Source organism: Sphingomonas sp. (genome assembly GCF_051962185.1).
Taxonomy (GTDB): domain Bacteria; phylum Pseudomonadota; class Alphaproteobacteria; order Sphingomonadales; family Sphingomonadaceae; genus Sphingomonas.
Map to the genome: position 1 here is coordinate 1 of NZ_JBQCCN010000076.1, position 6139 is coordinate 6139.

7 protein-coding genes are annotated in these 6139 nt (G+C 68.3%); 2 read left to right on the top strand and 5 right to left on the bottom strand.

Annotated features, from left to right (window positions below):
- Positions 1–1328 (bottom strand): NAD-dependent DNA ligase LigA (ligA, locus tag ACTHJR_RS04955; RefSeq protein ID WP_440522016.1); only part of this gene is annotated, 1328 nt, incomplete at its 3' end.
- Between the two features lie 87 nt (positions 1329–1415).
- Between ligA and ACTHJR_RS04960 the strand changes: the two genes are divergently transcribed.
- On the top strand, positions 1416–1754 hold the full coding sequence (locus tag ACTHJR_RS04960) for a hypothetical protein (protein ID WP_440522017.1): 339 nt from the start codon (positions 1416–1418) through the stop codon (positions 1752–1754).
- A gap of 47 nt (positions 1755–1801) precedes the next feature.
- Here ACTHJR_RS04960 and ACTHJR_RS04965 read toward each other — a convergent pair whose 3' ends face one another.
- The 4 genes from ACTHJR_RS04965 to ACTHJR_RS04980 form a co-directional block, all read right to left on the bottom strand.
- Positions 1802–2350 carry a hypothetical protein gene (locus ACTHJR_RS04965; protein WP_440522018.1) on the bottom strand — a complete coding sequence of 183 codons (549 nt, stop codon included), beginning with the start codon at positions 2348–2350 and terminating at the stop codon, positions 1802–1804.
- A complete protein-coding gene (locus tag ACTHJR_RS04970; RefSeq protein WP_440522019.1) occupies positions 2350–2673 on the bottom strand; it encodes a hypothetical protein in 324 nt (107 codons plus the stop codon). Before ACTHJR_RS04970 ends, ACTHJR_RS04965 begins: the two co-directional genes overlap by 1 nt.
- On the bottom strand, positions 2670–4334 hold the full coding sequence (recN, locus tag ACTHJR_RS04975) for a DNA repair protein RecN (protein ID WP_440522020.1): 1665 nt from the start codon (positions 4332–4334) through the stop codon (positions 2670–2672). The genes ACTHJR_RS04970 and recN overlap by 4 nt, the downstream gene beginning before the upstream one ends.
- Positions 4335–4482: 148 nt before the next feature.
- Positions 4483–5433 (bottom strand): outer membrane protein assembly factor BamD, encoded by a 951-nt coding sequence (locus ACTHJR_RS04980; RefSeq protein ID WP_440522021.1) that lies wholly within the window; start codon positions 5431–5433, stop codon positions 4483–4485.
- Between the two features lie 153 nt (positions 5434–5586).
- On the opposite strand from ACTHJR_RS04980, the gene ACTHJR_RS04985 reads away from it, so the two are divergent.
- Positions 5587–6139: class I mannose-6-phosphate isomerase (locus tag ACTHJR_RS04985; RefSeq protein WP_440522022.1), on the top strand; the 553-nt coding region annotated here is incomplete at its 3' end.

Below are 6139 nucleotides of genomic sequence, written 5' to 3' on the forward strand. Positions count from 1 at the left end.
ATCAGCCCGCCGGTGCAACGGATGTCGACTTCGCCTTCCTCGGCCAGCGCCTCCGAATGGCATTCCGGGCAATGCGTCGGGAAAGTCCAGGGATCACGCGGCTCGTTGCGGGTCAGGTTCTCGACGATCTGCGGAATGACGTCGCCCGCGCGTTGCAGCACGACGCGGTCGCCAGGGCGCACGCCCAGCCGCGCGATCTCGTCGGCATTGTGCAGCGTGGCGTTGGTCACCACCACGCCGCCGACCGTCACCGGCTCCAGCCGCGCGACCGGGGTCAGCTTGCCGGTACGCCCGACCTGGATGTCGATCCGTTCGAGCGTGGTCTGCGCGCGCTCGGCGGGGAATTTGTGCGCGAGGCCCCAGCGCGGCGCGCGGCCGACGAACCCCAATCGCGCCTGCCAGTCGAGCCGGTCGACTTTGTAAACCACTCCGTCGATGTCGAACGGCAAGTCGGCGCGCTCGGCCTCGATCGCCTTGTAGGTTGCCAGCGCCTGGTCGAGCGTGTCGCCAGGTTGGAATTGCCGCGTGACCGGGAAACCCCAGCCGCGGATCGTCGCGATCACCGATGATTGCGTATCGGCGGGTAGCTCGCTGGCGTCGCCCCAGCCCCAGGCGAAGAACCGCAACGGGCGCGCAGCGGTCACAGTCGCGTCCTTCTGGCGCAGCGATCCGGCGGCGGCGTTGCGCGGGTTGGCGAACTGGCGCGCTTCCTTGCCGCTGTCCTCGGCCTCGGCGAGCAGGCGCGCATTGAGCGCCGCGAAGGCCTGTTTCTCCATATAGACTTCGCCGCGCACCTCGAACACATCGGGCGCGCCGGCGGGAAGCGTCGCGGGGATGTCGTCGATCGTCCGCACATTGGCGGTGACGTCCTCGCCGATCTGGCCGTCGCCTCGCGTCAGCGCCTGGACCAGCCGCCCCTTCTCATATCGCAGCGAGCAGCTCAGGCCGTCGATCTTGGGCTCGGCGGTCAGCGCGACGGGCTCGGTGTCGGGCAGGTTGAGGAAGCGGCGCACGCGGCCGACGAAATCGCCGACCTCCGTATCGTCGAAGGCATTGTCCAGGCTGAACATCGGTCGCGCGTGCGCGACCTTGGCGAGATGCCCGGCGGGTGCCGCGCCGACCTTGCGGCTGGGCGAATCGTCGCGGACGAGGTGCGGGAAGGCTTCCTCGATCGCGCTGTTGCGCCGCATCAGCGCGTCATAGTCGGCGTCGGAAATCTCCGGCGCGTCCTCGCCGTGATAGAGCAGATTATGGCGCGCGATCTCGCTCGCGAGATGCTCGAGTTCCTGGGCGGCGGCGCGGTCGTCGGCGGGAAGCGGAATCGTCATGCGTTTCCTTTAGCAGGCCGCGCCGCCCATGAAACCGCGCCGCTATCGCCCTATTTGCGCCACGCCGCCCGCGCAGCCTGGCCACCGATGCTGATCGTCGCCCTGGTCCTTCAGGCAGCCGCGTCCCCCGGCAATCGGCCGATTCTGCCCGGCGGTGACCTCGACAGCTTCGACCTGGCGAAGACCAAGCCCAAGGACCGTGACGCGACTTGCGGCGCCGACGATCCGAACGGCGACATCGTGGTCTGCGCGCGCAACAAGGTGATGGACATCGACACCAGCCGCATGCCCGAATTCTCGGAAAAACCGGTGCGCACGACCGTCGACCTGCCGGGCGGCGCCAAGGCGGGAGTCGGCACCACCGCGCGCAACGTCGGCGGCTTCCCGTCGAACGCGGTCATGGCGAAGGTGAAGATACCCTTCTAGAGCGGTTCACGGCACGATTGCATCGGACCCACCGCTTCGAAATCGCTTTAGCCCTTGATCACCGTCGCGATCACCAGGACGACGATCCCGGCGAGCGACAGCAACGACAGCCGCACGGTCCGCTCGATCCAGAAAGAGCGCCGCCGCGCCAGGGCGAGCGTGGCGGCGATTTCGCGGGAGAACGTGCTGAGATCGGCGACATAGCCCCAGCGCGCGCGAAACAGGAAAAGGCAGATCGCGCTCGATCCCGCCAGCAACCCCATCAGCAGCAGGACCGGCACCATATGCGCCGTCGCGATGTCGAGTTTTTCCGAGCTCCTCGCGATCAGGCCGAGAAAGGCGAGAATCAGCCCATCGAACGACAGAATCCCACGCGCCTTGGTCAATTGCCGGTCGGCGATACGGTCGACATAGGCGACCGCGGCGTCGCCATAGCTCGGGTGCTTGTCGATCGCGTCGTCGGAACTTTTCTCGAACCGCGCGGTCAGCGCCTCGTGATGCCCTTCGGTGCCGCGCGGTATGTCGGGGAACCATGTCATCGCCCAGATCGTCGCTGCGATCAGCACGCCGGTGAAGACCAGGTCGAACGTCCCCATCACAGGAGGCCGAACGTCCAGGCGGCGATCCCGCCGAGCGTCAGCAGGATCAGGTCGGCGAGCACCGCCGCCGCCAACACCAGGCGCGTCATGCGCCGCCGGACCATCGCCACCGCCAGCCACAGCCAGGCGAGCGTCAACAGCCCACAAGCGCCGATCAGGCCGTCGATCGCGAGGCCGCCCAACCTGCCGCAATCGAATTGGCAATAGTTCACCGCGAGCGCGGTCATCCAGGTCAGCGGCACTAGGCCGACCGGCAACAGGATCGCGCTGAACCAGGCCAAGGCGCCAGCGGCGCGCGACGGGCGCGGCCGCGCGCTCATGCCGCCTCGAGCAGGCGTTCGGCCTGGGCGCGGGCTTCGTCGGTGATGGTGGCGCCGGACAGCATCCGCGCGATCTCCTCGCGCCGCGCGCCGCTGTCGAGCGCGATGACCCCGGTGCGCGTGACGAAGCCGTCGGACGATTTGGCGATGAAATAATGCTGCCCGCCGCGCGCCGCGACTTGCGGGCTGTGCGTGACCACCAGCAATTGCGTGCGCTCCGCGAGCCGGGCGAGCCGCTCGCCGATCGCCGAGGCGACCGCGCCGCCGACCCCGCGGTCGATCTCGTCGAAGATCATCGTCGCCGCGCCTCCTTCCTCGGCCAGGCTGACCTTGAGCGCCAAGATGAAACGCGACAATTCGCCGCCCGACGCGATCTTGGTCAGCGCGGCGAACGGCGCGCCGGGATTGGTCGCGATCTCGAATTCGACGCGATCCTTGCCGCCCGGCCCCCATTGCTCGGCGGGCAGGGCCTCGATCGTCGTCCGGAAGCGCGCGGCATCGAGCTTGAGCGGCGCGAGCTCGCCCGCCACCGCCGCGTCGAGCCGCGCCGCGGCGGCGCGACGCTCGGCCGACAGCGCGTCGGCCGCGGCTTCGTAGGCGGCACGCGTTTCCGCGACCCGATGGTCGAGCTGGGCAATCCCCTCTTCTCCCGCCTCGATCGTCGCGAGGCGGGCGGCCATGTCCTCGGTGAGCTGCGCGAGGTCGTCGGGCTGGACACGGTGCTTGCGCGCCATCGCCCGCAGGTCGAACAGCCGCGCTTCATCCTCTTCGAGCGCGCGCGGATCGAACATCAACGCGATGCGCGCGGCGGCCATCTGGTCCTCGGCGAGCGCGCCTTCATTGATCGCCCGGTCGAGCGCGGCGAGCGCCTCGCCCAGCGTCGGGTGCGCGTCGGCGATGCGTTCGAGCACGCGCGCCGCCTGACGCAGGCGCGCCATGCCGCCCTCCGACCCGCCGAGATAATCGTCGAGCGCCGCCATATCCTCGGCGATCTTTTCCGACCGCTGCATCGTCCGGCGGCGCTCGGCCAGCGCTTCCTCCTCACCGGGCTCGGGGGCGAGCTGCCGCAATTCGGCGACTGCGTGGTCCAGATAATCGCGATCGCGCGCCGCGGCATCGATCTCATCGCGCGCCGCCGCCAGCGCCTCCTCGGCCTCGCGCCAGGCGCGATGGGCTTGCGCGACCGCGCCGGCATGACAGCGCCCGAATGCGTCGAGCAGCGCGCGGTGGCCACGCGGATTGAGCAGCCCGCGATCGTCGTGCTGGCCGTGAACCTCGACCAGATATTGCGCCAGTTCGCGCAGCAACCCGGCCGACGCCGCCTGATCGTTGACGAACGCCCGGCTGCCGCCATCGGCCTTGACGATACGGCGGATGATCAGTGGCTCGCCGGGATCGACATCAAGCGCGTTCTCCGCGAGCAGCGCGGCGATCGGGCCGCCGTCATGCGGGATGTCGAACGTCGCCGTGACCACCGCCTGCGTCGCGCCCTGGCGAACCAGCCCGCTGTCGGCACGCGCGCCAAGCGCCAGTCCCAGCGCGTCTAGCAGGATCGACTTGCCCGCCCCGGTCTCGCCGGTCAGCACGCCCAGCCCGGCGCCGAAATCCAGCTCGAGCGCTTCGATCAGCACGACGTCCCGGATAGCGATCGAGGTCAGCATCGCATCACCCTTAGCGGCAAATTCGATGCCGGGTCATCAGGCTAATTTGCACAGTCCGCGCGTAGGAGGCGGAGACTATCCCTCTCCCGCACGCGGGAGAGGGCCTAGAAGAAGAAGAAGAAGAAGAAGAAGAAGAAGAAGACCGAGTCTATTTCGGGATCGGACCGGTACCCGCACCGCCGGTATTGCTGGTGCCGGTCGAGCCGCGGCCTTCGTCCTTGGCGGCGACGCCCGGGGTACCCGGCGCGACCGGCTGAGCGTCCTTGAAGCCGAGCGGAATCGGCAGTTCGCCCGCGGCCAGCGGCGCCACCGGCTTGTAGGGATGCTCCTGCATCAATTTATAGGCGCGCTTGTACCAGTCGGTCCCCGGATAATTGGCGCCGAGCACCGCCGCCGCCTTCTGCGCTTCCTCCGGCACGCCGAGCGCGAGATAGGTCTCGGTCAGGCGCATCAGCGCCTCGGGCACGTGCGTGGTGGTCTGGTATTGATCGATCACGTTGCGGAACCGGAGCGTCGCCGCGAGCCATTGGCCGCGCGTCTCGTAGAACCGGCCGATCTCCATTTCCTTGCCGCCGAGGTGATCGCGGACCAGGTCGATCTTGAGCCGGGCATCGGCGGCATATTTGGTATTGGGATAGCGGCGCACCAGCTCGCCCAGCGCGTCGAGCGCCTGTTGCGTGATCTTCTGGTCGCGCGTCACGTCGGCAATCTGCTCGTAATAGCCGAGCGCGACGAGATAATAAGCATAAGGCGCGTCGCGGTTGCCGGGATGGACCGCCAGGAAGCGCTGCGCCGACTGGATCGACTGCGTATAGTCGGTGTCCATATAATAACTGAACGCGCTCATCAGCTGCGCGCGGCGCGCCCAGATCGAATAGGGATGCTGGCGCTCGACCTCGTCGAACAGCACCGCGGCTTCCTTGTAGCGGCCCTGGTCGAGACGGGTCTTGGCAAGCGTGTAGAGCGTGCCGACGTCGCGCGCGATATAGGGCACGTCGCCCTTCTTCAGGCCGCCGCCGCGACCGGCGCAGCCCGCCACCGGCAAGGCAAGGAGGGCGATCAGCGCGAACGCGACGGGACGGGACTTGGCAATACGCATGGCGCGTGGTCTTAGCGCAGCGCGCGCGGGGCGCAAACCTTCCTTTTGCGCGGCCCGTCGCGTTGTCGCGGCAAGCCGGGGGATCGGTCGCGCGACCCGTGCGTTCGCTCCCCCGAACGACCAACGTACAGCCAAAAAAAGGGAGGGCCTCCGATGACCGCCACTTTGCTAGCGACCAAGCGCGTCGAGAAGCCGTGGGGGCGGCATCATCTGTGGCCGGGGTTCAGCGATCCGGCGCCGGGCGGGGAGCCGATCGGCGAAGTGTGGTTCCAGACGCCCGACGCGGGCACGCCCGACCTCCTGATCAAATATCTCTTCACCAGCGACCGGCTGTCGGTCCAGGACCATCCCGACGACGCGACGGCGCGGGCGGCCGGCTATCCGCGCGGCAAGGACGAATGCTGGGTGATTCTCGCAGCAGACCCCGGCGCCACGATCGCGCTCGGCACCAAGGAGCCGACCACGCGCGAGAAACTGCGCCAGGGCGCGCTCGACGGCTCGATCGTCGACATGCTCGACTGGAAGCCGGTCAAGGCCGGGGACTTTCTCTATTCGCCGGCGGGCACCATCCATGCGATCGGCGGCGGCATCACGCTCGTCGAGGTCCAGCAGAATGTCGACCTGACCTATCGCCTCTACGATTACGGCAGCGACCGCGAACTCCATCTCGACCAGGGATTGCAGGTCGCCGACCCCAATCCGTTTC